Origin of the sequence: Archangium lansingense, from assembly GCF_026626635.1 — a bacterium.
Classification (GTDB): Bacteria; Myxococcota; Myxococcia; order Myxococcales; family Myxococcaceae; genus Archangium; species Archangium lansingense.
In genome coordinates this window covers 4,207,734-4,233,573 of record NZ_JAPNKA010000001.1, presented here as the reverse complement: position 1 = coordinate 4,233,573, position 25,840 = coordinate 4,207,734, and the positions used below count along the sequence as shown (strand labels likewise).

Annotated in this window: 24 protein-coding genes; 12 read left to right on the top strand and 12 right to left on the bottom strand. The window is 67.3% G+C overall.

Annotated elements, in window-relative coordinates; genetic code table 11:
- Positions 1-14 precede the first annotated feature (14 nt).
- The 8 genes from OV287_RS17270 to OV287_RS17235 all read right to left on the bottom strand — a co-directional run bounded on the left by OV287_RS17270 (position 15) and on the right by OV287_RS17235 (position 5,799).
- Complete coding sequence (locus OV287_RS17270) at positions 15-1,619, bottom strand: hypothetical protein (protein WP_267535134.1); 1,605 nt, start codon at positions 1,617-1,619, stop codon at positions 15-17.
- Positions 1,620-1,672: 53 nt separating this feature from the next.
- Positions 1,673-2,464, bottom strand: coding sequence for a type III secretion protein (locus tag OV287_RS17265; protein ID WP_267535133.1), 792 nt, complete (start codon positions 2,462-2,464; stop codon positions 1,673-1,675).
- A 136-nt stretch (positions 2,465-2,600) separates the two neighbouring features.
- Positions 2,601-3,143: an EscF/YscF/HrpA family type III secretion system needle major subunit gene (locus OV287_RS17260; RefSeq protein ID WP_267535132.1), complete on the bottom strand. Its 543-nt coding sequence runs from the start codon at positions 3,141-3,143 to the stop codon at positions 2,601-2,603.
- Positions 3,025-3,855, bottom strand: a complete 831-nt coding sequence (locus OV287_RS17255; protein WP_267535131.1) for a sigma-70 family RNA polymerase sigma factor — start codon at positions 3,853-3,855, stop codon at positions 3,025-3,027. Before OV287_RS17255 ends, OV287_RS17260 begins: the two co-directional genes overlap by 119 nt.
- Before the next feature lie 9 nt (positions 3,856-3,864).
- Positions 3,865-4,269 carry a hypothetical protein gene (locus OV287_RS17250; RefSeq protein ID WP_267535130.1) on the bottom strand — a complete coding sequence of 135 codons (405 nt, stop codon included), beginning with the start codon at positions 4,267-4,269 and terminating at the stop codon, positions 3,865-3,867.
- 25 nt (positions 4,270-4,294) lie between these two features.
- The gene (locus tag OV287_RS17245) at positions 4,295-4,732 is read right to left on the bottom strand and encodes a tetratricopeptide repeat protein (RefSeq protein ID WP_267535129.1); all 438 of its coding nucleotides are present in this window, start codon (positions 4,730-4,732) and stop codon (positions 4,295-4,297) included.
- Between the two features lie 94 nt (positions 4,733-4,826).
- Complete coding sequence (locus OV287_RS17240; protein ID WP_267535128.1) at positions 4,827-5,378, bottom strand: hypothetical protein; 552 nt, start codon at positions 5,376-5,378, stop codon at positions 4,827-4,829.
- Between the two features lie 142 nt (positions 5,379-5,520).
- Positions 5,521-5,799, bottom strand: a complete 279-nt coding sequence (locus OV287_RS17235; protein WP_267535127.1) for a hypothetical protein — start codon at positions 5,797-5,799, stop codon at positions 5,521-5,523.
- A gap of 261 nt (positions 5,800-6,060) precedes the next feature.
- Between OV287_RS17235 and OV287_RS17230 the strand changes: the two genes are divergently transcribed.
- The 9 genes from OV287_RS17230 to OV287_RS17190 all read left to right on the top strand — a co-directional run bounded on the left by OV287_RS17230 (position 6,061) and on the right by OV287_RS17190 (position 15,287).
- Complete coding sequence (locus OV287_RS17230; protein ID WP_267535126.1) at positions 6,061-6,609, top strand: hypothetical protein; 549 nt, start codon at positions 6,061-6,063, stop codon at positions 6,607-6,609.
- A 167-nt stretch (positions 6,610-6,776) separates the two neighbouring features.
- Positions 6,777-7,301 carry a GbsR/MarR family transcriptional regulator gene (locus tag OV287_RS17225; protein WP_267535125.1) on the top strand — a complete coding sequence of 175 codons (525 nt, stop codon included), beginning with the start codon at positions 6,777-6,779 and terminating at the stop codon, positions 7,299-7,301.
- Positions 7,302-7,343: 42 nt separating this feature from the next.
- Complete coding sequence (locus OV287_RS17220; protein WP_267535124.1) at positions 7,344-8,102, top strand: ABC transporter ATP-binding protein; 759 nt, start codon at positions 7,344-7,346, stop codon at positions 8,100-8,102.
- Positions 8,103-10,202 carry an ABC transporter permease gene (locus OV287_RS17215; RefSeq protein ID WP_267535123.1) on the top strand — a complete coding sequence of 700 codons (2,100 nt, stop codon included), beginning with the start codon at positions 8,103-8,105 and terminating at the stop codon, positions 10,200-10,202.
- A 4-nt stretch (positions 10,203-10,206) separates the two neighbouring features.
- Positions 10,207-11,508 (top strand): ABC transporter permease, encoded by a 1,302-nt coding sequence (locus tag OV287_RS17210; protein ID WP_267535122.1) that lies wholly within the window; start codon positions 10,207-10,209, stop codon positions 11,506-11,508.
- 5 nt (positions 11,509-11,513) lie between these two features.
- Positions 11,514-12,299, top strand: a complete 786-nt coding sequence (locus OV287_RS17205) for an outer membrane lipoprotein-sorting protein (protein WP_267535121.1) — start codon at positions 11,514-11,516, stop codon at positions 12,297-12,299.
- Positions 12,296-13,894 (top strand): hypothetical protein, encoded by a 1,599-nt coding sequence (locus tag OV287_RS17200; RefSeq protein ID WP_267535120.1) that lies wholly within the window; start codon positions 12,296-12,298, stop codon positions 13,892-13,894. Before OV287_RS17205 ends, OV287_RS17200 begins: the two co-directional genes overlap by 4 nt.
- A 179-nt stretch (positions 13,895-14,073) precedes the next feature.
- Positions 14,074-14,535, top strand: a complete 462-nt coding sequence (locus OV287_RS17195) for a hypothetical protein (protein ID WP_267535119.1) — start codon at positions 14,074-14,076, stop codon at positions 14,533-14,535.
- A 113-nt stretch (positions 14,536-14,648) separates the two neighbouring features.
- Positions 14,649-15,287: a hypothetical protein gene (locus OV287_RS17190; protein WP_267535118.1), complete on the top strand. Its 639-nt coding sequence runs from the start codon at positions 14,649-14,651 to the stop codon at positions 15,285-15,287.
- On the opposite strand, the gene OV287_RS17185 is transcribed toward OV287_RS17190, so the two are convergent.
- The gene (locus OV287_RS17185; RefSeq protein WP_267535117.1) at positions 15,281-16,378 is read right to left on the bottom strand and encodes an EAL domain-containing protein; all 1,098 of its coding nucleotides are present in this window, start codon (positions 16,376-16,378) and stop codon (positions 15,281-15,283) included. The two genes, OV287_RS17190 and OV287_RS17185, sit on opposite strands and share 7 nt — an antisense overlap.
- Before the next feature lie 9 nt (positions 16,379-16,387).
- Complete coding sequence (locus OV287_RS17180; protein WP_267535116.1) at positions 16,388-17,842, bottom strand: LVIVD repeat-containing protein; 1,455 nt, start codon at positions 17,840-17,842, stop codon at positions 16,388-16,390.
- A gap of 180 nt (positions 17,843-18,022) precedes the next feature.
- Between OV287_RS17180 and OV287_RS17175 the strand changes: the two genes are divergently transcribed.
- The gene (locus tag OV287_RS17175) at positions 18,023-21,529 is read left to right on the top strand and encodes a tolB protein precursor protein (protein ID WP_267535115.1); all 3,507 of its coding nucleotides are present in this window, start codon (positions 18,023-18,025) and stop codon (positions 21,527-21,529) included.
- A gap of 56 nt (positions 21,530-21,585) precedes the next feature.
- Here the strand turns inward: OV287_RS17175 and OV287_RS17170 are convergent, their stop codons facing one another.
- Complete coding sequence (locus tag OV287_RS17170) at positions 21,586-22,038, bottom strand: hypothetical protein (RefSeq protein ID WP_267535114.1); 453 nt, start codon at positions 22,036-22,038, stop codon at positions 21,586-21,588.
- A 168-nt stretch (positions 22,039-22,206) separates the two neighbouring features.
- Between OV287_RS17170 and OV287_RS17165 the strand changes: the two genes are divergently transcribed.
- Both OV287_RS17165 and OV287_RS17160 read left to right on the top strand, forming a co-directional pair.
- Positions 22,207-23,427 carry a phospholipase D-like domain-containing protein gene (locus OV287_RS17165; RefSeq protein ID WP_267542357.1) on the top strand — a complete coding sequence of 407 codons (1,221 nt, stop codon included), beginning with the start codon at positions 22,207-22,209 and terminating at the stop codon, positions 23,425-23,427.
- Positions 23,428-23,567: 140 nt separating this feature from the next.
- Positions 23,568-25,382 (top strand): CotH kinase family protein, encoded by a 1,815-nt coding sequence (locus OV287_RS17160; protein WP_267535113.1) that lies wholly within the window; start codon positions 23,568-23,570, stop codon positions 25,380-25,382.
- 82 nt (positions 25,383-25,464) lie between these two features.
- On the opposite strand, the gene OV287_RS17155 is transcribed toward OV287_RS17160, so the two are convergent.
- Entirely contained in the window at positions 25,465-25,671 is a 207-nt protein-coding gene (locus OV287_RS17155; RefSeq protein ID WP_267535112.1) for a hypothetical protein, read from the bottom strand.
- Positions 25,672-25,840 lie beyond the last annotated feature (169 nt).

Genomic DNA, 25,840 nt, shown 5'->3' with positions numbered 1-25,840 from the left:
TTGTGCGCCGGATGCTAGCGCGTTCCGCCCCGCGGTCCACGCCCACTCGTGCCCTGCCCGTCCGGCCGCGGAGCGCGCCGCTGAACCTGGGAGCCCTCCGTCCGGACTGCCGGGATGGAGGTGCTGGTCCTCAGCACCCTGGGCGGCCGTTCGGGCTCGGCCTCGGGCTCGCCCCGGGGAGGCACGGCGCTCCGGCTATAGGTGCGCGCCACCGGGGAACGGATGATGCGCGAGCCCTCCCCCTCCGGCACGGGCGGCTCGTTGGCGCGAGGCCGGTTCCCCACGCCCGTGCCAGGCCGCGACGACGGCGGCGGCCCAATGCGCGCCCCGGTAGGGTCTGGCTTCACATCCGCCCCTTCTCGGGCACCCTCTCGGGCACTCCGAGGGGTCACTCGGCTCACCCGAGACGGAGACGCCTCGGGCGGAGCCTCCTGCTGGCGTCCCCCGTAGTTGGAGCTGGCACCGGCCCGGCGAGCCTCGCGCTCGGCGATGGGATCCCTCCGCACGCCCACCACCGACTGCGATGACGCGGAGCGGCGGACCGACTGCTCCGTGCTGGCGCCCGCGCGCATCTCGCGGGACATCGGCGGGTTCCGGCTCGCGGGGGGCGGAGCCACCGCCGGCTTGCCGCTCAGGGACGGAGGAGGCCCGAGGGCGGGTGGCCGCGGCGAGTTGAGCCGCACTGGACGCTCGATGAGACCCCGGGCCGCGAGCCGCTCCAGGTCCGTGACGATGTCCGTGCGGCCACCGTCGCCGCGGGTCGTCGGCTTGGAGCGTTCCTCGCGCACCCACTTCGCGAGGACCTGCCCGAACTCGCTGCGGTGCTTCTCCACCAGGCGCGAGGCGAACTCAGCGGACTGGGCCACGCTGGCGCGAGCCAGCCGGTGCACACCGGCGCTCCGGATGGCAGCGGCCAGACTGTCCAAGCCCCCGTACTGATCGAGCTGTTCCCGGGCGTCCTCCTCGGCGAGCTTGCGCGGGGCATTGGCCGTCACGGCCCGCGTGGCGAGCTGGCGCAGATGGGGCGGCAGCACGGCGAAGGCCGGCTCGCGAGCGGTGTCCGGAATGCCCGCCAGTGACGGCCCCAGCACGCGCGCACCCAGCCGGTCGCACATGGTGAGCAGCTCGCGCGTCTGTAGCAGCAGCACGTCGGTGAACTTGAAGGGCACGTGCGCGGACGCCTCGCGCGACAGCCGCTCCTCCAGTTTCCAGCGCACGATGTCCAGCACCTGAGGACGGACTTCGCGCGTGAGCTTCACCTTCCCCGTGTTGGGCAGGTGGGCACGCACCGCTTCCGCCAGTTGCGCCGGCAGCGCGCGCAGCATCACCTCCACGAGGGCGCCGCGCTCACGCTTGAGCAACCCAGCCAGACGCTCCGGGTCCGCGCTCCACAGCTGCCCACGCCGATCCTTCACCAGCCGCTTGATCTCCTGGACCATCAGCGGGATCCGCTTGTCGCGCGGAATCTGGAGGATCTCCTGGGCGCGGTGCTGAAGCAGCTCCGCCTCTTCCTCGGGCAGATGCTCCAGCGCGGCGACGCCCTCCTGACCACCGAAGGTGATGGCGGTCAGGAGCATCATCGTCTGTCGCTTGCTCAGCGAGGTGAAGAACTGATCCAACGGTCACCCCGCGGGTGGGAAGCGTGCCAGGAAGACGACGGAGGGTACCTACATCACTGTTTACGAGACCGGGCCGCGGCGGGAGCGGCACCACCGCCCCGGAGCATCGGCCACACCGCCAGGCCGATGGCGGCCAGGATGACCATCACGGCCACGCCCGCCATCATCCGGAACTGGCTCACGCTGGAGGCCGTCATCCGCATGCCGAACACGTCCTGCAGGCGGCTCTCCGGGCCCACCTCCGCGTCGGGCGCCAGCGCCGGCGTCAGCAGCACCGTCACCGCCGCCGGCTTCAGCTCTGGCACCGCGGTGGCGACGAACTGCTGCACGTCCTCGCGCTTGATGGGCGACTCGTTCTTCAGGCCCGGCCGGTACTTGATGAACACCGACGACGACGGCTCCGGCTTGTTCTCCGGCTGCGTCAGGTCGTTGTTCTCCGGAATCATCACGATGACCCGGGCCTCCAGCACGCCGTCAATCTGGTTGAGGGCGTTGGAGACCTCGCCACCGAGCGCCTTGAGCAACATGGCGCGCTCCTCGGTGGCGGTGGGCACCATGCCGCCCTTGGCGAAGTGGTTCAGGCCCTTCTCCATCGGCCGCGGCAGCGAGTACGCGCGCAGCAGATCAGCGGCCTGGGCCGCATCAGCCTTGGGCACCTGAATCCGGAAGCGCAGCTCGTTGCCACCCTCTTCCTTCATCTTCGTGGCGGCGATGCCGTTCTTGCTGAGCAGGACGTAGATCTCATTCGCGTCCTGTTCAGTGAGGTCGTGCTGCAGGTCGATGGTACAGCCGGTCCCCACCGCGAGAGCGAGGAGGGCGGCGAGCGCGTACGGTCGGAGCGTCATGGGCGCGCCTAGCTTAGATGCCCGACGTCGGTCCCAACAAGAGCCAACCCCGAAACAGCCTGGAAAACGCGGAAGGGCGCCCCCTCGCTTCGAGGAGACGCCCTTCGGGTGAGAACCAGCCAAGGCTGGCTGCTCGCTACACCTGGGTCTTCAGGGTGTCCTTCAGACCGCTGGTGGCCTTCTCGACGACCTTGCTCGTCAGGTCCAGCTCCTGCGTGTACTTGTACATGCCGGCCTGGAGCGACAGCAGCTCCGCGTTGGAGAAGGTCTTTCCGGAGGCGCCAGCCTGGATGAGCTTCTCCATGTTGACCTGGCCCTTCTCCAGCTCGCCCACCACGTGCGACAGCATGTTGCCGACCTTGCCGGCCTCCTGCTTGCCGTTGACGGCCTCGGCGCCGCGCGCGGTGGCGGGCTGCTGAGCGGCGGTGTTCACCTTGTTGAGCGCCGCCTTCTCCGTCTTGCTGACGGACTCGGTGTGGCGGATCTGCTCGGCGCGCTGGGTCGCCTGAGTGGCCTGGGTGGCCTGTACCTGCTCCGGCCCACCCGCGGCCTGAGCCTTGTTAGCGAGGGCCGCGTCGAACTTCGAGGCTCCCTGCTTGTTGACCTGCTGCGCGCCCTGATCCTGCAACTTCTGCTGGGCGATCTGCGCCGCTGAAACGCCGGCCATCGGACCCGCCATGTGACTGCCTCCTTGAATCCTCAGGGGAGGATGAGTCCTCCTCGTTCAACAGTTCCTTGAGCCGCTCAATGGCCCGCGCGTGCAGCCGCGACGCCCAGCTCTTCGACTGCCCGATCTCCGCCCCCGCCTCTTCCAGCGTCTTGCCCTGGAAGTAGTAACCCTGCAGAAGCCGGCGTTCCTTCTCCGGCAACTTCTCGATGGCCGTCCTCAACCTCGACCGCTGCTGCTCGAGCTCCAGCCGCTGATCTGCCGGCAGGGACTCGTCCGAGAACCCCAGGCCATCCGCACCTTCGAGGCTGGTCGCGAACACCATCGCCAGCCCCGCCACCGCGTTGGAAATCTCCATGACATCATCGTCAATGGACCCCCCGCGGTTGCCTCCTCCCTGCTCGCGATCCGAAAGATTTCCCAAATAGGCCGTCGCGCGCTCTCCCATGTAGGAGGTCCGCGCGTCGCCGCCCTTGAGAACCCCCATCTTGCGCAGGCCGTCGTAGATGGCGCCCTTGATGCGGTAGTGGGCAAATGTGAGGAAGTTGGCCCCAACCTTTGGATCAAAACGATCCGCCGCCTCCAGCAGGCCAATCTGGCCGTAGGCGATGAGCTCATCGAGCTCCAGCTGGGCGGAGAACTGCCTGCGCACGGTCGACGCGAGCGACCGCACGTAGGGGCCGTACTTCTCCAGGAGGACCTTCTTGTCTTCGCCGAGAGCCAAGCGCGCCGCTCACTCGGCCTTCGACCACAACCGCTCGAGGGCCTGATTCAGTCGGGGGTCATCCTGCAGAGCGTCGGCGATCTTGCTGGTGAGGGCCGACGACTTCATCCGCAGCTTCTCTTTGAGCACTTCCGCGACGAGCTTGCGCGTCGCCTCTTCCTTGTTCTTGAAGTCCCCGTTCTTGAGCTGCTTGGCGATGGCGAGCGCCTGGGAGGTGATGGGATCCGAGGCCTGGGGCCCCTGCACGTTGCCGGAGCCCACGGCGCCGGACGGGCCCACCAGGCCCGCGGTGCGATCCACGCCACCACCAAACGACACGGGCCCTGCCTTGCCGGCCGGAGCCTTGCCGGAGGGGCCCTTGGCGCCTCCAGCACGTCCCTTTCCGCCCCCTCGTCCAACTCCACCGACCGACATCGGCATCTCCTCCTGTCAATACAGTCTACTTCTTTGCCGCGGGCGGAGGCAGGGCCCCCGCCTCTTTCGCGTCGATGAGGGCCCGGGCCAGCCGTCCCCCATCTCCATCGGCATCCAGGTCGATGGCGGCCTTCAGCTCCTTGAGAGCCTCGGGCACCTTCCCCATGAACAACAGGGCCTCGCCCACGTGAGCCCGGGGCAAGCCGGAGCTGGGCGCAAGGCGCTGGGCAGCCCGATAGGCCTGCAGCGCCTTGTCATGGCGGCCTTGGGCAAACTCGAGCGAACCGAGCGCCAGCTGGGGCACCTCGCTCTTGGGCAGCAGCACGGCGGCGCCCGCGAAGACCTCGCGCGCCTTGTCGAACTGGCCCATGTCCAGCCACAGATAGCCCGCCTCGAGGAGGATCATCGCCTCCCGCCTGGCGAGCGGCACGAGGCTGCCCGAGATCTCCGAAGTCTCCGCCATGTGACGTCTGCTTCCTTTTCCGGCCCGGACGTGGGGAGGACGAGGCCTCGTCCTCCCCGGGGCGCCAGGCCCGTGAGACCGCCAGCGACGTGCGCTAGCGGATGTTGCCGATCGAGTTCTTCGCCGAGTCGTGCCGGGTCTTCAGCACGTTGGAGATGGTGCTGAACACCTGGTTCTCCTTCTGCATGGCGACCTGCAGGCCCAGCAGCTTCTTCTGCTCGGCGAACATGCTCTGCATCTCGGGGTTGAACTCGGAGCCAACGCCGCTGCCGCCACCGGGCATGCTGACCTGGCCGCTGTTGCCGCCGCCAGCCGAGATGGAGGTGGAGCCCGACACGAGCGAGCCACCGCCGCTGTTGAGCGTGGTGTTCATGGGGGCAGCGCCGGAGCCCATGGCCGCACCGTAGTAGGGGGCCGAGCCAGAGCCGCTGGTGTTGCTGAAGGTGGTGAGCGAGGACACGGCCGCGGACACCACGGAGCCACCGGGCACCATGTTGGCCACCACGCCTACGCCACCGGCCACCATGTTGGCGGCGGTGCCCACGCCGTTCTGCACGCGAGCGGCGAAGCTCGTGTCGGGGGTCTGGCGCGCCGTCGTCAGGTTGGTGGACATCCGGGGCATGTTCAGGTTGCTGTCGATCTTCATGGTTCCTCTCCAGGCGATGGAACGGCCAAGTCTTCGCGGAGCACTGGGGGGTCCTGCGCTCCCTTTTCCTGAATTATCGGTGATCGTCCGGCACAGTTGCGTGTGATCCGTCGGAAAGTGGCGCTCCCCCCAAAAAACCTAATTATCTCCGCCCCTTAGACTTGGCCTCGGTCACGAGCCGCTCGCGCGTCTCCAGGAGAACGCCGAGCAATTCCTCGGCGCGGGTGATGGCGGCCTGGGCCTTCTTGGCGTGCTCGGCCTTGGGGCCCTTGAGGTTGGCCAGCTCGGTCTTCACCGGCGAGAAGAGGGACCGGACCTCCTCGGCGGAGGCGGTCTCGATGAAGGACTCGATGGCGGGGAAGGAAGGGGTGGGCAGGGGCTCGGCAACGGGCGCGGGCTGCTGTTTGGACGGGGGGGGCATGGTGAAAAAGGGACTCCTGTCAGTGCCGGCCTCGAGGCCAGCGCGGTCGGATGCCTCGACGGTAGGGGAAAAGCCCCTCCGTGTTCAAGCCGCCTGCCCTACGAACGAGGCGGCGTGCCACGAAGAGACGCCCGGGGAGGGCTCAAGCACGCCCGTTTCCCGGACCCACCCTGGCCGCTACCCAGAGTGCACCTAGCTTTTGCCCAGCGGGGGGCACGTCCATGGGGGGCACGGCCACCGCCTGACGAGGAGACACATCTCATGACGAAGAAGATTGTGGGGCTGCTGGCGACCGTGGCGATGCTGAGTTCTGGCGTGGCGCTGGCCAACAACGACGACAAGCACAAGGACCAGCAGACCCAGGGCAGCGGCCAGATGGGCAGCGACATCGGCGGCTCGGGAACCCAGGGCCAGATGCAGGGCCAGATGATGACGGGTGAGAAGCAGGTCACCGGCACCGTGGTGAAGAGCAGCAGCAACCTGCTCCACCTGCGGACCGACAACGGCATCATCCCCGTGAAGATCGACAAGGACACCCAGTTCGCGGATCCGAACGTCAAGAAGGTCAAGGACCTCAAGGAAGGCCAGCAGGTCCGCGCCAGCTTCGACATCAAGGGCACGGACAACGTGGCCAAGAGCATCTCGCTGGACGTCTCCAACACGGGCGGCAGCGGCCTGGAAGACGACACGGGCATCAACCAGGACATGGGCGGCTCGGGCCTGGACCAGGACATCAACAAGGACAAGGACATGGGCGGTGACGTGGGCGGCTCCGGCGACGTGGGCGGCGCCGGCGATGTGAAGGAGTAGTCCCGTCCAGGTCCCCCATGGGGATGCACTCAGAGGGTTCGCGACATCACTCGATGCCGCGAGCCCTCTCGTGCCGTGTGGGGCCAGGTATCAGTCCATTCAGTATTGACTGAACGTCCTGACGCCAGTACATGGTGGCGCGACTTCCCTTCCGGGAGAAGCCGCGCATGCGTCGGGATGGGCTGAGCGCCGAGGAAGAGCAGTTCATCGAATCGATGGGCCTGTTCTTCGAGCGCCAGGGTGTGCCGCGCATCGGCGGCCGGATCCTCGGGTTGCTGCTGCTGGCCGAGAAGCCGCTCGCGCTGGGCGAGGTCGCCAGGCTGCTGCGGGTGAGCCCGGCCTCGGTGTCCACCAATGTGCGCCAGTTGCAGGCCGGCGGCCTGGTGGATCCCGCCAGCATTCCGGGAGATCGCCGCCACTACTACGTCTTCAACAGCGCGGGCTGGGACCATCGGCTCGAGATGGCCGTCACCGCCATGGACGCCCTGAGCCAGTTGTGCCAGGACGCACTCGCCATGCCCGGACTGAAGGAGCGCCACAAGCTGCGCGAGGCCGTGGAGTTCTGCGACTTCTACCGCCAGGAGTTGGCAGGAGCGGCCGAGCGTTGGCGCGCACGCTTCGCCCGCAAGCCCGGCAACCAGGCCACCCCTTCCTCGCCCTCCCCGCGTCAGCGCCGGAGCGCCTCCCGCTAGCATCCACCCCCTTCCCCGGTCTCGGAAAGGACCGAACCCGCCATGACCCAGCTCACCGCCGTATCCGGTACCGGCTCCAGGCCGATCGTCTCCCTCACCGACGTCACCAAGACGTACACCCTGGGCAAGGTGCAGGTGCCCGCGCTCCGAGGCCTGTCGCTGGAGGTGTACCCCGGCGAGTTCATCTCCATCGCGGGCCCGTCCGGCAGCGGCAAGACGACGGCGCTCAACCTGATTGGCTGCGTGGACACGGCCAGCGCGGGCGTGGTGATGGTGGACGGCCAGGACACCAAGAAGCTCACCGAGCGGCAGCTCACGGACCTGCGGCTGCACACCATCGGCTTCATCTTCCAGAGCTTCAACCTGGTCTCGGTGCTCAGCGTCTACCAGAACGTGGAGTTCCCCCTGCTGCTGCAGCGCAAGCTGAGCGCGTCCGAGCGCCAGCAGCGGGTGATGACGCTGCTGGAGCAGGTGGGCCTGGACAAGCACGCGAAGCACCGTCCCAACGAGCTGTCCGGTGGCCAGCGCCAGCGCGTGGCGGTGGCGCGCGCGCTCGTCACCCGGCCCAAGCTGGTGCTCGCCGACGAGCCCACCGCCAACCTCGACTCCGTCACCGGCCAGAACATCATCGACCTGATGAAGGAGCTCAACCGCAAGGAAGGCACCACCTTCATCTTCTCCACCCACGACACCAAGGTGATGAACCACGCGAACGCGGTGGTGCGCCTGGCGGACGGGAAGATCCTCGACCGCATCACCCCGGCGGAGGCCCAGAGGGCCATGGGTGCGGAGGCTCACTAGATGGGACAGCTCAAGCTGCTGGTGCAGGTGGCCTTCCGCAACCTGTTCGCCAGTTGGATCAACGTCATCGTCGGCGCCATCATCCTCTTCGGCACCCTGCTGGTGGTGGTGGGCGGCGCGGTGGTGGACAGCCTGGACGCGTCGATGAGCCGCAGCATCATCGGCAGCGTCGCGGGCCACATCCAGGTGTACTCGGAGAAGTCCAAGGACTCGCTGGCGCTCTACGGGAACATGGGCGGCGAGGCGGACCTGCGCGTCATCGAGAAGTTCTCGGACATCAAGAAGGTGCTGGAACAGCACCCCAACGTGAAGACGGTGGTCCCCATGGGGACCAACAGCACCATGCTGATGTCCGGCAACACGGTGGACCTGACGCTGGCGCGCCTGCGCGACCTCTACAAGCAGGCCGCTCCGGGTGAGACGCCGGAGCTGCGCGCGCAGATCGACAGCCTCAAGTCGCACGTGCGCCAGATGATCGCTCTGCTCGAGAAGGACCTGGAGCGGCGCAATGCCCTCGCCGCTGAGAACGCCATGGATCCGGCGGACCTCCAGGCCCTGGAACGCGCCCGCTCCCCCGAGTTCTGGGAGGACTTCGAGAAGGACGCGCTCACCTCGCTCGAGTTCCTGGAGAACCGCATCGCCCCGCTGGTGACGGACGGAGACATGGTCCCCCTGCGCTACCTGGGCACCGACCTGGTCAACTTCCAGAAGACCTTCGACCGGATGCGCATCGTGGACGGCACCGCCGTGCCCGAGGGCCAGCGCGGCCTGCTGCTGTCCAAGTACACCTACGAGGAGTTCTTCAAGATGAAGGCGGCGCGCCGGCTGGACATCATCCAGGAGGCGCGTGCCATCAACCACAAGAAGATCGCCGAAGACCCCGACCTCCAGCGCCGGCTGAAGGAGAACCAGACCCAGACGCGGGAGATCCTCTTCCAGCTGGATCCGCTCAAGACGGAGCAGGCCATCGCACGGCTGCAGAAGGTGCTCGGGAGCGACGAGAAGGACCTGGAGAAGCTGCTGGTGTCGTTCTTCACCATGGACGACGCCAACTTCGACACGCGCTACCAGCAGTTCTACTCGGAGCTGGCGCCCCTGCTGAACCTCTACCGCATCCGGCTCGGGAACGAGCTGCCCATCACCGCCTTCACGCGCACGGGTTACTCGAGGAGCGCGAACGTGAAGGTGTACGGCACCTACGAGTTCTCCGGCATGGAGAAGTCTCAGCTGGCCGGCTCGATCAACCTGGTGGACCTCATCACCTTCCGTGAGCTGTACGGCTACATGACGGCGGACCAGAAGGACGAGCTGGCGAAGCTCCAGGCGGCCAGCGGCGTGACCGAGGTGAAGCGCGACAACCTCGATGACGCCCTCTTCGGCGATGACAGCTCCCTGGTGGCGGAGACCACCTCGGGCACCATCGACGAGGACGCGCAGCTCGAGGGCGCCTCCCAGGCCCGGCACCAGCTGGAGCTGGCCCTGCGCAAGTACACCCAGCAGGACATTGACGACGGCGTGGTGCTCCATGCCGCGGTGATGCTCAAGGACCCGGATACGCTGGAGCAGACCATCGTCGAGCTCCAGGAGTCGGCGAAGAAGGCCGGGCTGCCGCTCAAGGTCATCTCCTGGCACCAGGCGTCGGACCTCGTGGGGCAGATCATCCTGGTGGCCAAGCTGGTGCTCTACGCGGCCGTGTTCATCATCTTCGTGGTGGCGGTGGTCATCATCAACAACTCGGTGATGATGGCCACGCTGCAGCGGGTGCGGGAGATCGGCACCATGCGGGCCATCGGGGCACAGCGCGGCTTCGTGCTGGGCATGGTGCTGCTGGAGACCATGGTGCTGGGCCTGGTGTTCGGCGCGGTGGGCGCGCTGCTGGGGACCCTCGCCGTGCAGGGGCTCGGCTCCGCGGGCATCCCCGCGTTCCACGAGTCGATGTACTTCTTCTTCTCCGGCCCGCGCCTCTTCCCCACCCTGCAGGCCTCCAACATCGTCACCGCCCTGGTCATCGTGATTGGGGTGTCCGCCTTCTCCACCCTCTACCCGGCGTTCCTCGCGACCCGGGTCTCGCCCATTCAGGCGATGCAGACGGACGAGTGAAGCCATGACCCAGCTCCTGCTCATCGCCCTGCGAAACCTGGGCTCGCACAAGCGCCGCACGCTGCTGCTCGGCGGCGCCATCGCCGGCGTCACCGCGCTGCTCGTCGTCCTCATGGGCCTGTCCAACGGCATCCAGACGACGACCGTGGAGACCGCCACCACGCTCATGACCGGGCACGTCAACGTGGCCGGCTTCTACAAGGTGACGGCGGGCCAGGCCGCGCCCGTCGTCACCGGCGTCCCCGCCCTCCAGGAGAAGCTCCTCAAGGAGGTCCCCGAGTTGGACTACATGGTCCAGCGCGGCCGCGGCTACTCCAAGGTGGTCAGCGACACCAGCTCCATGGATCTCGTCCTGGGTGGCATCGACATCCAGACCGAGACGGGCTTCCGCAAGGCCCTCATCATGCGCGAGGGCCGGCTGGAGGACCTGGCACAGCCCAACACCCTGCTGCTCTTCGAGGAGCAGGCCAAGAAGCTCGAGGTGAAGGTGGGCGACACCGTCACCCTCTCCTCCCCCACCATGCGAGGCACCAGCAACACCGTGGACGTGCGCGTGGCCGCCATCGCCGTCAACGTGGGCATGCTCAGCTCCATCTACTGCTACCTGCCCAACGCCACCCTGCGCGGCCTCTACCAGATGCGCGACGACGCCACCGGCGCCATCCACCTCTATCTCAAGGACACCGCGAACGTCTCCGCCGTCCAGGCCCGCCTCATGAAGCGGTTGCCCGAGCTCGAGTACAAGGTGCTCGACCACAACCCCAACCCGTTCTTCATGAAGTTCGAGACCGTCAACCGCGAGGCCTGGACGGGTCAGCGGCTGGACATCACCAACTGGGAGGATGAGATCTCCTTCATCACCTGGTCGGTAACGGCGCTCAACTGGCTCACCGTGGGACTGCTCGTCCTGCTGCTCATCATCATCAGCGTGGGCGTCATGAACACGCTGTGGATCGCCATCCGCGAGCGCACCCGGGAGATTGGCACGCTGCGCGCCATCGGCATGCAGCGCGGGTATGTGATGCTGATGTTCCTCCTCGAGGCCTTCATGCTGGCGCTGCTCGGGACGCTCGGCGGCGCGGCCCTGGGGCTGGCAGTGTGCCTGGGTCTGAACGCCGCCCACATCACCGTGCCGATGGCCGTCCAGCTCATCATCATGTCCGAGCAGCTCCGCTTCGTGGTGAACCCGTCCGCCGTGGCCGGCTCTGTCGCCGTCATCACGCTGTGCACCACTTTCGTCTCGCTCATTCCCTCCTACCTCGCCGCGAGGCTCAAGCCCGTCACGGCGATGCACCACATCGGGTGATGACCATGACCCTGCGCAACCTCTTTGGCGCCGTGCTCGCCGCGGTGCTCCTCGCCGCCCCCTCCGTCCGGGCCGACATGAAGGACCCGGCCGAGCTCAAGAAGCTCCTGGAGACGCTCGATGACCGCCAGCGCAACGGCGGTGACTACAAGTCGCTGATGTACATCGAGCAGAAGGAGAAGGACAAAACGGACGTCGTGCGCGAGGCCGTGGTGTACCGCCGCGACGCGAAGGATCAGCTGATGATCCTCATGACCAAGCCCAAGGGCGAGGCCGGCAAGGGCTACCTGCGGCTGGAGAAGAACCTCTGGAGCTACGATCCCACCACCGGTAAGTGGGAGCGTCGCACCGAGCGCGAGCGCATCGCGGGCACCGACAGCCGCCGCGCTGACTTCGACGAGTCGCGCCTCGCCGAGGAGTACGACGGCAAGCTCGAGGGCGAGGAGAAGCTCGGCAAGTTCACCGCCTGGAAGCTCGTCCTCAACGCGAAGCAGGGCGTGGACGTGGCCTATCCGGTGGTGCACCTGTGGGTGGACAAGGACACGTCCAACATCCTCAAGCGCCAGGAGTACGCCCTCTCCGGCCGCCTGATGCGCACCGCCTACTTCCCCAAGTGGATGAAGGTCTTCAGCGAGTCCAAGAAGGCCGACGTCTGGTTCCCCCAGGAGATGCGCTTCTATGACGAGGTGGAGAAGGCCAACTCCACCACCATCGTCGTGAAGAACGTGGACCTGCACGCGCTCGAGGAGAACATCTTCACCAAGGCCTGGCTCGAGAGCAAAAGCCGATGAGCACCCGCGCCACCCTCGCGCTCGCCGCGGTCCTCGCCGCGCTGCCTGCGCTCGCCCAGGAGCGCCCCAGCGAGGGCGACCTCTTCGGCGGTGACACTCCGGAGGCCCAGGAGACCACGCCCACTCCGGCGGATGCGACCCGCCCCGATGAGAGTGCCCTCTTCGGGGACTCTACCGGGGACTCTACCGAGGCCTCTCCCGCCGCCCCCCAGGACGCGGCGGCCACTGGCGCCGGAGATGCTCAGCCGCAGGACCGGGACGCGCAGGCGCTCGGCGGCCCCGCGGCCACCAACGCCTTCGATACCGAAGAGGCCGTCGAGGACCCGCTGAAGATTGGCGGCCGCTTCTACCTGCGCGCCTTCACCCAGGGGAACGAGGGGGTGTCCTTCGGCAACACCTCCGTCTCCACCCCCATGCTGGTGGACGGCTACTTCGATGCTCGGCCCACCGACCGGCTGCGCGGCTTCGTGCTTGGACGACTCACCTTCGACCCAACTCGCAGGGAAGGCTCGGGCAGCCTCATCCCCTCGGCGGGGACGTCCTCACCCACCACCGTCACTGCCGCCCCCAGCGTATTGCTGGATCAGGCCTGGCTGCGCTTCGACCTGGGCCGCACGCTCTTCATCACCGCCGGCAAGCAGCACGTGAAGTGGGGCACCGCGCGCTTCTGGAACCCCACCGACTTCCTCACCCCCCAGCGAAGGGATCCGCTCGCCCTCTTCGACGCGCGCACCGGCGCCACCATGCTCAAGGTGCACGTCCCCTGGGAGGCCAAGGGCTGGAACTTCTACGCCATCGGTCTGCTCGACAACGCCGGCCCCGCCAACACGCTCGGACAGGTGGGTGGCGCGGCTCGCGCCGAGGTGGTGCTCGGCCCCGCGGAGCTGGGCATCGATGCCGTCTTCCAGCGCGGCCGCAAGCCCCGCTTCGGTCTCGACTTCTCCTCTGGCCTCGGCCCCATCGACATCTATGGAGAGATCGCCCTCCGCAGGGGCTCCGACACGCCCCTGTACCGCCTGCCCACGGGCGTCTCCTTCAGCGACCTGCTCGGCCAGGTCCAGGGCAATGGCGGCCTGCCTCCCGACCTCGGCGCGCTCCCCATCGAGGCGTACTACCCGGACGGCTACACCCCGCAGCTCAGCGGCGGCGCCACCTGGACGTTCGCCTACTCGGAGAACGACACCGCCACCGTGGGCGTCGAGTACTTCTACAACTCGACGGGCTACCCCACCTCCCTGGTCTACCCCTATCTGATCTTCCAGGGTCAGTTTCAGCCCTTCTATCTGGGCCAGCACTACGCCGCCGTCTACGGCCTGCTCGCCGGACCGGGCTCCTGGGACGACACGAACTTCATCCTGTCCAACCTGGGCAACCTCTCCGACCGCTCCTTCATCACCCGCCTGGACGTGACGCACCGGGCCCTGCGCTACCTCAGCGTCGAGGCCTTCGTCGCCGTCAACTACGGCCAGAAGGGCGGCGAGTTCCGCTTCGCGCTCGATCTGCCGGCCATGAGCATGGGCGGGCAGGTGATACCGCCCCTCGTCGTCGCCCCGCCCACCGTCCAGGCAGGCGTGGGCCTGCGCATCGACCTCTGAGGGGTCGGCCCATGAGGTACTGACCGCCACTTGGGGTAGGAGCTAACCCACTGGAATCAGGGGACTTTCGAGCTGCCGCCGGGGGCACGAGGACAATTCACCCCCCCTCCCGCGCAACTTTCCCGGGGACCGGACGATAATGGGCTCAAAGCAGTCGTGTCTTTTCCCAAAGGTGCCCCATGACCAGCCCCGTGAACAACCGGCCTTATGTCGCTCCCGCCTCGACGGCCCGTACGGCCAGCACGACCCAGGCGCCCAGCACGAGCGAGCTCAAGGATCAGGGTGCGCTGACGGCCAAGGAGTTGCTGTCGGGCGGTAGCTACAACATTGGCGCGAACAAGAACTCCACCAAGGAGCAGGTGGCCGAGTCTCTCGTGAAGCTCCTGGGCGACAAGGGTGCCCAGTACGCGCACACGCTCGAGAGCCTGGGCAAGGACTTCAAGGGCCGCGCCCTGGAAGGTGTGCAGAAGGACATGGCCGCGTGGCTGAAGGATCACCCCAACGCGAACCAGTCGCAGATCTACGAGCAGGCCAACAAGACGGCCTACAAGCACACGATGGTGAACCAGATGTTCAAGCAGACCATCGAGCAGATGGCCAGCGCCGCCATCTCCCGCATGAAGGACACCTTCGAGGGCTGATGCGGAACGTCTGACCGGGGCGAGCGGTTCGCCTGCTCGCCCCTCGGACGGTCGTACGGAGGCTCGTCCTCCCGGATGTACCGGTTCGTCCGTCTGTGGACACGTTTGGGGAGATGACTGGCTGGCTCTCTCTCTCCCTGACCTTGTTGCTCGGACAAACCCCCTCTCCCTCGGCCACGCCGGATGAGGCTCCGCTCGTCGAGCCCGCGGCACAGCCGGCCCAGGAGGCACCCACCGTCGAGGAGTTGGAGCGCACCGCCCGCGAGCTGGAGGTGAAAAAGCTCCGCGCCCAGGTGGAGCTGCTTCAAGCCGAGCTGGAGGCCCAGCAAACCGCGCAGCAGGAGGACCAGAACCGCCTCCAATCCCTGGAGCAGCAGGACGCCACCGAGAGCGCCCGCGCCCAGTCACTGGAAGCGCTCCGGCAACAACGCCTGGCGAGCCTGCAGAGCGGCTATCGGTGGATGGTCACCGCGGACCAGATCCTCGAGGAGGGCGATTTCTCCGTCGGCCCAGCCCTCACCTACGCCCGGCAGGACCTCTCCGAGGCCCTGGCCACCGCCGCCGAGAGCGGCTGGGGCGACACCGTGCGCTTCATCGACAGCGCCCTCTACCGGCTCGCCGCCGCCGAGCAGGCGGTGGCGCAGCGCGACATCTACCGGGCCCGCCTGAACCTGCAGGACGCCGGCTTCGAGCTCCGCACCGCCTGGCGATTCAGCCTCCAGCGCTCGAGCGCCACGCTCGTCAATCAGTAGATGTGCGGCGTGGACATGACCGGCGGGCTCGCGGGCCTCGCGATGAGGTAGCCCTGCACGAAGTCCACTCCGTGCTCGCGCACCCACCTCAGCTCCTCGGGCGTCTCGATGCCCTCGGCCACCGTGAGGATGCCCAGCTTCTGCGCCAGCTCCAGCAGCTTCTCCGTGATGGACGCCTTGTAGGTGTCCTGGTGGATGCCCCGGATGAGCTCCATGTCCAGCTTCATGATGTCCGGACGCAGCTGGTGGATGAGGTTCAGCGACGAGTACCCCGCCCCCAAGTCATCCAGCGCCACCCGGAAGCCCGCCTGCCGGTAGTAGGCAATCAGCGACTTGAGGTGATTGGCGTCCGGCGTGTGGTCCGACTCGATGATCTCGAAGACCACGTTGCTCGGCGGCATGCCCACCTCGGCGATGGCCGCCACCGTGGAGCGCAGGCAGAACGCCGGATCATAGATGGCCGTGGGCGTGAAGTTGATGAAGAGCGGCACCTTCAGCCCCAGCCTCGAGGCCTCGCGCACCGCGGACAGCCGCGCCGCCAGGTCCAGCTGGAAGAGCAGATCCGCGTCGCGCGCCAGCGTCAGCATCTTCCCGGGGAACACCAGCGACCCGTCCCGCTCCAGGCCGCGCAGCAGCGCCTCGTAGGCGTACACCTGGCGCGTGTCCTTCGCATGGACGATGGGCTGGTAGTGGCTGGTGACACGCTTCTCGGCCAGCATGTCCACCAGCCACCCGGACCGCGTGATGGTGAAGAGCTGCGGCAGCGAGCCCACCCGTGGGAAGTCGCCCAACCCCGGCTCGGCCTCGCCCTCGACGAAGAGTGCGCGCGTGGCACGCGACTCCTCGCCCGTCAGCGCGCCCATGACGTCGGCCACGAAGGCACTGAGCTGCGCGCCCTCCAGCCGCACCGCCACGCACCGGTTCTCCGGCATGGCGTGATGCTGCCGCCCGGAGTCTCCCAGTTGTCGCACCAACTTCCCGTAGCTGTGGCCCAGCGGCAGCCAGAGGAAGAGCCGGCCCGGCCCCTCCAGCTCCAGCTTCTCTGGAAGGGTCTGGCACCGCTCACACGACTTCGACACGGTCTGGCTCATGCGCCTCACTCACTGCTCACGGAAGACGAGCAACCCCCGCGACGTCTCAGTGGCGTAGAGGTACCCGTCGCCAGGCACCTTCACCGCACTGAGGCCGTCCAGGAACGCACGTCCCCGGCCTGAATCCGTCTCCCGCCACGTATTGTAGTAGGCAATTTGCCGAGGTGTGCTCGGGTTGGACATGTCCAGGACACGCAGGCCGTTCTGGTTATGAGCCACGTACAACTTTGACCCCACCAGCGTCAAACCGACCACCGTGGACCCCTGCCCCATCTCGAACCGGCCTATCTCGGTGATGTGGGCAGCATCCGACACGTCCAGGGCACGCACCCGGGAGCCCCAGCCCTCGCTCGCCTCGAAGGCGACCGTTCGGTCTCCAATGACCCCCACCGCGACCGGGCGGCTGGTGGCCTTGTCGTACCCGAAGTGCCCCAGGGCCTCCGGCTTGCTCACATCCGCCACGTTCACCACCGCCAGCCCGTACCGCCAGTGACCGATGTAGAGCCGGTTGTTCAGGACCGCCGCCTCGACGGGGATCTCCCCCGCGCTGGAGTTACTGTCGGGCACGTAGTAGCGCGTCAGCAGCGAGGGCTCCGCGGGCTTGGAGATATCGAAGATGAGCATCTCCGCCTTGGGCGTGGGTGACATCATGTAGAGCCGGTTCTGGTCCGCGACCAGGCCCCAGCCCTGCAGGTCCGTAGCCGACTCCGGCAGGGCCTTGAGCCGCCTGGGCGCCGCGGGAGTGCTCACATCATAGACGAGGAGCCCCTCGGTCTTGCTGGAGATGTAGAGTGTCTGGCCCCTCACCCAGGAGCGGTACCAGGTGTCATTCGTCGGGGTGATCTCCGCCACCTTCGTGGGCTTGCCTGGCTCCCTCACGTCGTAGACGAAGAGGCCGCCCGTCAGCGCCGTCACGTAGGCGTACCCATCCGCCACGAAGACATCCATCGGCGAGCCGCGCGGCAGGGCCGTCTCCGACACGAGCTCCACCCCGGACGACTCCTGCTCGCCTGCGGGCCGCTGGATGCGCGTCGCCTCGAAGGTCCCCTGGAGGTCCATCTCCCCGTCCACGCACCGCCGAAACTCCCCCTTCACCAGGTTCGGCGTGGGAGCCTGGCAGCCCGCGAGCGCGATGCGGACGGGCGCGTAAGCGCCATTGTAGTCACTGGCCAGGAAGAAGGTCTCCCCCTCCACCGTGCGCACCGTGAGCGGGCCCCCGAAGATCAGGGACTTCGACAAGTCGGACGACAGAAGCATGACGGACGGCGTGTCGGAGCCCTCCAGCGTCACATTGGTCGCCCAGACCCCGTCCGCCTGCAGGGCAGCAAAACCCGACCGGTCACATGCGGACAGCTCGAAGGCCTCCGGCTCACAATCGCGCTTCACTTCTTCTTCCGTGCGCGGGCATCCAGGGAGAGCGGCGAGGAGCAGGGCCCCCACCGTGACAACCAGAGAACGGTTCATGCGCCATCCATACCGGGCACCAGGGCCAGGAGAAAGCATTGGTTCACCCAACACCCGGGGGGGCCGGGACGTGCAACGCTGAGCAATCGTATCGAAGCGCTCGGCCGTCCACTCGCCTATATATGGGAGCCTACCTAGGTTCGCTCAGTCCCTCGTCTCCCCACCCGGGAGGTCGCTCCTGTGAATCGACGTCTTCTCACCGCCGCCCTGCTGGCCCTCGTCCTCTCAGAGGCGGCCCTGGCCCAGGTCTATGTCATCCCACGCCGTGCCTATCGGTCACGGGTACAGACCTATGACTTCGAGTGGAAGCACCTGGACATCCTCGTCGGGCCCGAGGCCGAGGGCATAGCCTCCCCAGCGGCCCACCGGGCCCACATGCAGCCGCCCGGCGCCCCGGGTGGCCCGGGTCCCGCCTCCCCCACCACGCAGATGCGTTCGCCGGGTGTCCCCACCGCCGACGCGACGCAGCCTCCCAAGAGCGGAAAGCAGGGCGAGGAGGGCACGGGTGGCAGCTCCATGGAGTCGATTGAGCCGGGCAGCCCTACTCCCGTGGTGGACAACAACCGTCCGGATGGTGGCACGCCGGTAGCCACCGGAAGCGACCTCTACGTCCCCATTGCCCTGTCGGCGGACGGAGGCACGCCAGACGCTGGCCCCACCTACGCCAAGTCCCTGGGCACCAAGAGCGGCGGCGTGCGCTTCTACTTCTACGAGAGCGAACGCAACGTGGCGCAGTACGCCGCGCCTCAGCTCGAGGAGGCCTACCGCTACCTCGTTGACCGCTTCCAGTTCGTCCCCACCCAGACCTTCCCCTACATCCTCTACAGCAGCTACCAGGAGTTCCTGCAGACCAACGTCTTCGCGGTGTCCGAGGGAACGCTGGGCGTCACCAGCACCCAGGGCAACCTGGAGCTGGCCCTGCCCTACCTGGGTGACCATCGGCTCTTCGGGGAGATCAGCTCCCACGAAATGGCCCACCAGTTCACCATCCAGAAGGTCCGCTTCCTGGCGGAGCAGGCCAAGGTGGCGGGGGATCCGCTCAACGCCATTCCGCTCTGGTTCATCGAAGGTCTGGCCGAGTTCTACGCCAAGGGCGGGTTGGATCCCGAAGGCGAGATGATGGTGAGAGATCTGCTCATCAACCCGGACCTGATGCGCGGGTACGCCTTCCTCGACTTCTGGTCGCCCGGGCCCTACGGCTTCCTGTGGATCTACAAGGTGGGCCAGGCGCGTTGCCAGTTCCTCGAGGAGACGTATGGAAAGGGCTTCATCCAGAAGGTGATCGACAACTCGCCCAAGCTCATCTCCGGCACGGCCGGGACGCCGAACCTGCCCTTCGAGGGGCTGGTGGAGATGCTCACCGGGGATGACCCGCAGAAGGTGGCCGCGAAGTTCGAGGCCTGGCTCAAGCAGCGCGCCTACCGCACCTATCTCAAGGCCGAGCAGTCCACGCCCCAGATGGACATGCTGCGCGAGCGCAAGGGCATCGTCACCTCGATGAACAGCTCGCCCAATGGCCGGCTGCTCATGTACCGGAGCATCATCCCCGAGACGGGCCAGAGCCAGCTCATCATCGTGGATCCGCGCTCCCCCATGGAGAGCGTGAAGGTGCAGGGCGACGGAGTGCCGGGCTACGAGTCGCTGCACCCCATCTTCGGGCGCAACTTCGCCCTCACGGACGACAGGCTGGTCTTCGTGGCCGAGTCCTTGTCGCGCGACATCCTCTACGTCCAGGCCTTCAAGCACTCCGCCGAGCCCATCTCCCTGGGCGGGACGCTGCCGGCGGTGGGCCGCAGCCCCTACATGAACAACCCCTCCGGGCTGCGCAAGGAGGCGCCGTACAGGGTGCGCTTCGAGCTGGGCGAGCGTGTGGCCTACAAGCTCGCCGACCACGGGCTGATCGCCGCGTACTCACCGGCCTTCTCGCCGGATGGCAAGCAGCTGGCCTTCATCGGACTGAACGAGTCGGGCACGCGCGACGTGTACGTGCTGCCGATGGACCAGGGCCTGGATGTGGAGCCCCGGCAGCTCACCCATGACGTGTACGCCGAGCGCAGCCTCACCTGGGGCCAGGCGGGCATCGTCTTCACCTCGGACGCCACCTCGCACGGCTACTACAACCTCTTCCGGGTGAAGCCGGAGAAGGCCGACCAGGTGGAGCGCCTCACCAGCGAGGCGAGAGATCACTCGGACCCGACGGTGACGCCTGATGGCCGCCTCTTCTTCGTGGCCTTCGAGAAGAGCCGCTCGGACCTGCACGAGTACACCGGCGGAGGCAGCATCGTGCGGCGCACGGACGTGGCCACCGGCCTCTTCGAGCCGAGCCCCGCACCGGATGGGAACCTGTGGCTGCTCTACCACGTGTCGGGTGAGCGCAAGCCGGCCCTGATGCGCTCGCAGCAGCTCATGAACCTCAGTGTGGAGCAGGTAGCCAACAAGGCCGACACGGCTCCCCCGAGCCCCCTGCCCCAACGCTCACTGGTGGGAGCCGAGCCGTACAAGCCCTTCACCCGAGAGAACATCGACCTGGGCCCCATCATGGGCTTCGCCGGCGCGGGCGGCGGCGGCTTCTACGGCCAGGTGTTCGCCTCGGCCACGGACCGGATGAAGAACCACGCCATGATGCTGCAGGTGGCTGTGTACGGCTCGTTCGACCTGACCGACGGCTACCTGATGTACATCAACCAGTCCAAGCGAACCATGTACGGCCTGGGCCTCTTCCAGTCCCTGCGTTTCCGCGTGGACCAGACCCTGAGCCAGTACCGCAACCAGCTGCCCTACTACGCGCTCGTCGCCGGTGAGCGCTTCTTTGGCACCACCGGCCTCGCACGCTACCCGCTGAGCACTTTCACCTTCCTGGAGGGCAACCTCAGCATCGGCGGAGCTTCGTACTTCCTGGATCCGTCCACCTCCTTCTTCCTCAACCTGCAGGAGATCAACGGCATCGGCGACATCTACTCGGAGTGGATCCGGAACAGGCCGGGCATGCGCTTCCAGACGGAGGGCTCGCTGGCCTTCGGTTACAACACCCTGCGCTACCACTACACGGGCGTGCCCATCTCCGGCACCTCGTTCCTGAGCGAGGTCACCACCGGCGTGCAGCCCTTCCACGGGGAGATCTACGGAAGCCTGCGCCTGGACGCCGAGCGCTACTTCCCCATTCCCCTGGGCAGCACCCACGTCATGCTGCGCGGCGGAGCGGGTACCACCTTCGGCGGACGCTTCGCCCAGTCCTTCTACCTCTCCAGCTTCGACACCATCCGCGGCATCCCCTTCGGCAACGAGCAGTGGCTGCTCGGCCAGCACTACCTGTACTCCACCCTGGAGCTGCGTGTGCCGCTGGATGCGCTCATTCGCATCGCCTTCCTCAACACCCTCATGGGTGTCGCAGGCTTCGACGCGGGTGGCGTGGGTAGCTCGGCCCGGGATATGTGGAACCGGCGCGTGCTCAATACGGCAGTGGGCGTCAACGTGGGCCTCGGCCCCATCCTCCTGCGCCTGCACTTCGCCTACCCGTTCGACATCAACGCCCCCGCCGGCCGGCCAGCCGACAGGTGGGTGACACAGTTCTCCATCGGCCTCGCCGGACTCGAGGGGTACCTCTTCAAGGGACATCCCAAGACGTCCACGAAGAAGGCGCCCGCGCCTCCCGTGACACTCGGCGGGCCACGCATCGGCTCGCTGTAACGGGCTCGCCGTCATGGGCTCGGGGTGGGGGCACTTCAACCCTCACCCCGGCCCGCTCAGGACTGGGCCGCCACCAGCGCGGCGTTGGCTCGCGCCAGCGGGCCCCCCTCATGGGGAATCCGCTCGAAGTCGCCTCGCAACGCCTTGAGGGCGAACTTCTCCAGGTCCATCTCCCGCCGCGTCCGCACGCCCAGCGCCCTCACCAGCTCCGCCAGCGGACCGAAGCCGAGCACGCCGTGCTGCAACAGCAGCCCCGCGGCCACCCCGCTCACGATCCTCCATTTCTGGCCATCCTTCGCCGCCAGCACCAGCCCGAGCACCGTCGCCGCGGACGCCGCCACCGTCACCACCCGGTTCAGGTCCCACTCCTTCTCCAGCTTCTCCAGGTAGCGGCTGATGACGGCGCGATCCATGTGCTCGGCCATGTGTTGGACGCACTTCTCCACGCGCGCATCAATCCGCCGGTTCACCCCATCCGGCGTGTGGGTACGCACCGAATCGGTCGACATCCGGTTCCAGGACTCCATCTCGCCTCCCTTCAGACTGGCAGGCCATCTGTGCGAAGGTAGGGATGCGCGCGCAGACGAGTCATGACAGCCCCCTGAGCCCTGCCGTCTGCCTGCCAGCCCCCACCCCTCCCCTGCTCAGCGCGCCGGCGGATGCCTAGCTTGCCCGCCGTGAATCGCTTCCCTCGAATCCTGCTCGCCTGCCTGCTCGGCACTGCCTGCATCCACCGCGACTACCCTCAAGCACTGCGCGTCCATGAGGACCTCCCAGGCTCGGGGCCAGAGTTCTCGCTCGCCCTGTACCAGTCCGTGGGCGTGGGACTGCGGTCAGGCCACTTGGTGGTGCTGGTACAGGACGCCCGTATCCTCGAGACCTTCGAGGAGGAGATCCGCCAGGCCCGCGAGTCCATCCACCTGCTCATCTCTCGCTGGCAGCCGGGCGAGCCCTCGGAGCGACTCCTGCGTGCCCTCGCCGAGCGGCAGCCAGGCGTGGTGTGCCGTCTCCTGGTGGACCCCATTCAAAGCCCGGGCTTCGAGGACACCGTGGGGCCTCGGCTCGTCCAGGCCGGCTGCGACGTCCGCTCCTTCCGTCCCTTCGTGGGCGCAGTGGTGGTGTTCGACGACGAGCGGCTGGAGGCGCGCAACCATCGCCAGCTCGTCATCCGCGATGGGCGCAGCGGCCTCACCGGAGGCACGGGGGTAGGACCGGCGTGGCGGGACACCCATGTCCATGTCGAGGGCCCGGCCGTGCGCCAGTTGCAACAGGCCTTCGCTCGGGACTGGCTGGAGGCGGGCGGAGGGCTGCTCCCGGAGTCGGCATTCCCCACGCTCGAGCCCCGGGGCGAGGCTCGTGCGGGCTTCATCGCGAGCACCGGTTCGCCTTCGCTCAGCCATTCCGAGCGCATGGTGCAGGTGCTCATGGCGGCCGCCCGGCGCCGCCTATGGCTCACCAACGCCTGCTTCGTTCCCACCGCCGCTACCATGGACACGCTCATCCGCAAGGCTCGCGCGGGCGTGGACGTGCGCATCCTGGTGCCCGGGGACGAGGCCACCGCGGGCGTGCTCGCCGCCCAGCGCTCGACCTACGAGCGCCTGCTGGAGAGTGGTGTGCGCCTCTGGGAGTACCGTTCCGCGCCGCTGCACGCCCGCACACTCGTCGTGGATGAGCAACTGGCTGCCGTGGGCTCCAACAACCTGGAGCCGAACGCGAGCGCGCTGCTCGAGGAAGGGGCACTCGTCGTCGAGGATGCGCCACTTGCCACCGCACTCGCCGACAGCTTCGAGCGTGATCTATCGCACGCGGTAGAGGTCCGCCGGGACGAGTGGCGAGAGCGTGGATGGCTGGATCGCTTCGGCTCCCCGCTGCCTGCCTCGGCCGCCGGCTGCCGCTGAGCGGGTACTCGGAGGCCCAGAGCAGGGAAGAATTGCCCCACCCAGGGGAACGCACTTTCCATCCGGCGCGCCCGGCTCATCGGCCATTGGACGAAACGGCCCCTCAGGGCTGGGCATCCGCCTTGCTCGGACCCGCTGCGATGAGATTCGCCCATCTGCTCTGCTGCGTGTCAGCTGTCGTGCTGTTCGCCTGTGACCCCGAGGTCAGCGCTCCGCCCTCGGTGGGCGTGGATGGGGAACAGAGGTCCACTCCGATCACTCCCCAGCCCCCACAGCCTGATTCGCAGCCAGGTGACCCGCCGCCGCCTCCTCCCCCACCACCCCCACCGCCACCACCTCCGCCGCCGCCTCCTCCGGAGCCCGAGAAGCAGCGAGTCTTCGTCCTGCCGCCGGTACAAGAGTCCTTGCAGGACTACGAGCTCCTCATGCCCCCGGGTGTGCTGGAGATGTTCCTCACGAACAAGTACACGCCAGAGCAAGACGCCATCTTCCGCCACGCGGGAGTGAGCTATCCGGTGAAGGTGCGCCTGCGAGGAGCCTCCGCTCGCGACTTCCCCAAGAAGAGCTGGAACGTGAAGTTCGAGGACGGAACGCGCTTCGAGGGACGCAACTCGCTCAACCTCGTCGCCGAATACCAGGACGCCTCTCTGCTGGCGGAGAAGCTCGCCTATGACCTGCTGGCCGCCATGCGAATCCCAGCCCCGCGCACGAAGTACGTGCGGCTGAGCATCAACGGACGCTACGAGGGGCCCTTCCTGGACATCGAGCAGGTCAACAAGTCCTTCCTGCGCGCCCACGAGTTCCCAGACGACGACGCCACCATCTACCGCGCCGGCTGGAAGGACACGGAGCTCAAGCTGCGCTCGTGGAAGGTGCCCTACCAGGGAGACTGGACGAAGAAGACGAACGAGAAGGAGCCCGACGACACGCTCGACGAGGTGCTCTACGTCATCAACCGCACGCCCGAGCCGGAGCTCCCGGAGGCGCTGGAACAGCACCTGGAGCTGGAGTGGTACCTGCGCGCCATGGTCATGGACGCGCTCATGGCCAACAACTACGTCGAGGACTCGGAGAGCTACTTCATCCACGACCGGGTGACGGGCCGCTGGGTGTACGTGCCGTGGGACCTCAACAACGTGGACGCGCGCTGGTGGCACGAGATTCCAGTCGTCCAGAACCAGGTGCCCCTCTACAAACACACCCTCTTCGGCTTCACCCTGACCGACCAGACCGTGGCCACGCGGTACTTCCACCGGAAGAGCGTCCACCCGGGCTACCTCCCCGTGTTCAACAACCTGGGTACTCGCGTGGTGGTGAACCCGGAGCTCCGCGAGCGCCTGGTGGCCCGGCTCGACAAGGCCCTGAACGAGCTCTTCACCCTGGAGGTGATGGGGGCTCACATCGACAAGCTGCACGCGCTCCTTGCGCCGCACATGGCCAATGATCCCTACATGGACAACGCGAAGTTCCAGAAGGGCCGCCTCTGGATGAGGGACTTCGTCCGCCTGCGCCGCGCGTTCATCCTGAAGGAACTGCAGCGCTACCGCACGCGCAAGCCCGGGCTGGTGCTGGAGGCGCTGGATGCCCGCGAGGGCTGGGTGGAGCTGCGCAACCGGGGCACCGAGCCGGTGTCACTCGGCGGAATGGTGCTGACCACGAACCTGCGGCGGAGCATCCCCGAGTTGTTGCGGCCCGAGCTTCCGGCCCAGACGCCCGAGGCGCCGCCGTCATATGGCCCGCCCGAGGGCACCGTGCTCCCAGAGCGCACGCTGGCGCCGAACGAGCGCGTGAGATTCTCCGCTACCGAGCTGGGACTCACCTTCACGCCGGATGGGGAGCTCGGCATCTTCGATGGACAGTCCGTCGCAGGAATGAAGGACGTGCTCTTCTACGGGGCGCTGCCGGGCGGGAAACGCTACGAGCGCGCCGGGGATGGGACCTGGCAGGTGCGCTGAGCGGCCCGCGCCAGCGGACCTGGGCCCGAGAAGGCCCCGCCGCTGGCGCGAATCACCGCAGGACAGGGAGGAGCGCGGTGGCTTACTTCGGGCCACCGGTCTCCTCGCCTATCGCCAGAGTGGTGAGGATCGGACCCCCGCACTCCTCTCCCGTCGCCATGGTGGTGACTGGACCACCCTCCTCGCCCACCGCCATTGTCGTGACATCCGGGCGTCCGCCACGCACACCTTCCAGGTCCTTCGCGGGTAGCTCGTAGTCGATGAAGGTCTTCTTACCGGGCTTCCTCATCACGTCCTCCTTTGAGTGTGAGTGCACCCGTCCCCGAGCCGGGGAGGTCCTTCTCGATGTGTCGGGGAAGCGGGGTGCCTTCGGCAGTGATGGAGCAGGCGGGGATGACTTGTGACGGCGTGAAGAGTCACTCCGAGGAAGCCGGGCGCCACGGCTGCCTACCGTGCAG

What these genes read in the sequence shown, in the direction of transcription:
- OV287_RS17265 (WP_267535133.1), bottom strand. Translation starts at nt 2,464, where the DNA reads ATGACGCTCCGACCGTACGCGCTCGCCGCCCTCCTCGCTCTCGCGGTG.
- OV287_RS17260 (WP_267535132.1), bottom strand. Translation starts at nt 3,143, where the DNA reads ATGGCGGGTCCGATGGCCGGCGTTTCAGCGGCGCAGATCGCCCAGCAG.
- OV287_RS17250 (WP_267535130.1), bottom strand. Translation starts at nt 4,269, where the DNA reads ATGTCGGTCGGTGGAGTTGGACGAGGGGGCGGAAAGGGACGTGCTGGA.
- OV287_RS17245 (WP_267535129.1), bottom strand. Translation starts at nt 4,732, where the DNA reads ATGGCGGAGACTTCGGAGATCTCGGGCAGCCTCGTGCCGCTCGCCAGG.
- OV287_RS17240 (WP_267535128.1), bottom strand. Translation starts at nt 5,378, where the DNA reads ATGAAGATCGACAGCAACCTGAACATGCCCCGGATGTCCACCAACCTG.
- OV287_RS17235 (WP_267535127.1), bottom strand. Translation starts at nt 5,799, where the DNA reads ATGCCCCCCCCGTCCAAACAGCAGCCCGCGCCCGTTGCCGAGCCCCTG.
- OV287_RS17230 (WP_267535126.1), top strand. Translation starts at nt 6,061, where the DNA reads ATGACGAAGAAGATTGTGGGGCTGCTGGCGACCGTGGCGATGCTGAGT.
- OV287_RS17225 (WP_267535125.1), top strand. Translation starts at nt 6,777, where the DNA reads ATGCGTCGGGATGGGCTGAGCGCCGAGGAAGAGCAGTTCATCGAATCG.
- OV287_RS17220 (WP_267535124.1), top strand. Translation starts at nt 7,344, where the DNA reads ATGACCCAGCTCACCGCCGTATCCGGTACCGGCTCCAGGCCGATCGTC.
- OV287_RS17215 (WP_267535123.1), top strand. Translation starts at nt 8,103, where the DNA reads ATGGGACAGCTCAAGCTGCTGGTGCAGGTGGCCTTCCGCAACCTGTTC.
- OV287_RS17210 (WP_267535122.1), top strand. Translation starts at nt 10,207, where the DNA reads ATGACCCAGCTCCTGCTCATCGCCCTGCGAAACCTGGGCTCGCACAAG.
- OV287_RS17205 (WP_267535121.1), top strand. Translation starts at nt 11,514, where the DNA reads ATGACCCTGCGCAACCTCTTTGGCGCCGTGCTCGCCGCGGTGCTCCTC.
- OV287_RS17200 (WP_267535120.1), top strand. Translation starts at nt 12,296, where the DNA reads ATGAGCACCCGCGCCACCCTCGCGCTCGCCGCGGTCCTCGCCGCGCTG.
- OV287_RS17195 (WP_267535119.1), top strand. Translation starts at nt 14,074, where the DNA reads ATGACCAGCCCCGTGAACAACCGGCCTTATGTCGCTCCCGCCTCGACG.
- OV287_RS17190 (WP_267535118.1), top strand. Translation starts at nt 14,649, where the DNA reads ATGACTGGCTGGCTCTCTCTCTCCCTGACCTTGTTGCTCGGACAAACC.
- OV287_RS17185 (WP_267535117.1), bottom strand. Translation starts at nt 16,378, where the DNA reads ATGAGCCAGACCGTGTCGAAGTCGTGTGAGCGGTGCCAGACCCTTCCA.
- OV287_RS17180 (WP_267535116.1), bottom strand. Translation starts at nt 17,842, where the DNA reads ATGAACCGTTCTCTGGTTGTCACGGTGGGGGCCCTGCTCCTCGCCGCT.
- OV287_RS17170 (WP_267535114.1), bottom strand. Translation starts at nt 22,038, where the DNA reads ATGTCGACCGATTCGGTGCGTACCCACACGCCGGATGGGGTGAACCGG.
- OV287_RS17160 (WP_267535113.1), top strand. Translation starts at nt 23,568, where the DNA reads ATGAGATTCGCCCATCTGCTCTGCTGCGTGTCAGCTGTCGTGCTGTTC.
- OV287_RS17155 (WP_267535112.1), bottom strand. Translation starts at nt 25,671, where the DNA reads ATGAGGAAGCCCGGTAAGAAGACCTTCATCGACTACGAGCTACCCGCG.